We start from the raw sequence: 1,014 nt of genomic DNA on the forward strand, positions 1-1,014 counted from the left end.
GATAGCTCCTTTTTGGAATATAATCACATGGTACCCGACACGTAGCCATAGGTCAGAGTCATTCACATGTCTATTCCAGCGCGGACGGCTGGACGGTACATGATACCGGAAATAGTGATGGTTTCTTTGGAATTGCCTGGGGTGATTCGAAATTCATAGCCGTGGGTAACAGAGGCACTATCATTGGCAGCGCAAACGGGAAAAACTGGTGGTTTCTGTCCCGTGCCGCAACAGGCGAACCTCTGAGGCAGGCCAGCAGGAGTGACTCCCGTTATGTCGCCGTGGGCGACAACGGCACTATACTCTCCAGTGAGGATGGCGCTCTGTGGACTCCTCAAACATCAGGTATCACGAATTCCCTCAGGGATGTCGTCTGGAATGGATCAATTTTTCTGGCCGTGGGCGAGCAGGGAACTATCGTGACCGGCGGTGCCGATGGCAGCACCTGGACAGCGCAGAATTCGGGTGTGACTGTGCAGTTGAATGGCATTGCCGTGGGGAACTCTGAATTCGTCGTGGTAGGAAACAATGGCGCGATTCTCACCAGTGGCAACGGGAGGGACTGGTCGGTACGTTCTTCGGGTGTGACAGCCGATCTCAAAGACGTGGTATGGAGCGGCAAGTATTTTGTGGCAGTGGGTGAGAACAGCACGGTGCTGACCAGCACGGATGGCAGCAGCTGGGAAGCCCAAAGCGTTAGCGTGGCCGATTCAATGAGCGGCATAGCCTGGAGCGGATCCCTGTTTGTCGTCACTACCGATTCGTCTTCGCGCAACTTATTTACGAGCGGTGATGGCCGTCATTGGACGGTGGCGCAAGCGCAGGGCGTTGGAACCCAGGGTATCGCATGGAACGGTTCGCTTTTCATGGCGGTTACGCAGGACGGGTCAGTGTTTTTTAGTTTAGCGTAGAAACCCACGTCCTTAGGACGTGGTCATGAGTGATAGGCTCAGCCTGTCACGACTGATACGGCCCATGTTACAACCCGAAACTGAGTTGTCCCCACAACTGAAT

Annotated in this window: 1 protein-coding gene; it reads left to right on the plus strand. The window is 54.5% G+C overall.

The window, feature by feature from the left end:
• Positions 1-419: 419 nt before the first annotated feature.
• On the plus strand, positions 420-911 hold the full coding sequence (locus ACOCD2_RS21800; protein WP_419588115.1) for a hypothetical protein: 492 nt from the start codon (positions 420-422) through the stop codon (positions 909-911).
• Positions 912-1,014 lie beyond the last annotated feature (103 nt).

The organism is Thiolapillus sp., from assembly GCF_048562965.1.
Classification (GTDB): Bacteria; Pseudomonadota; Gammaproteobacteria; order Chromatiales; family Chromatiaceae; genus Thiolapillus; species Thiolapillus brandeum_A.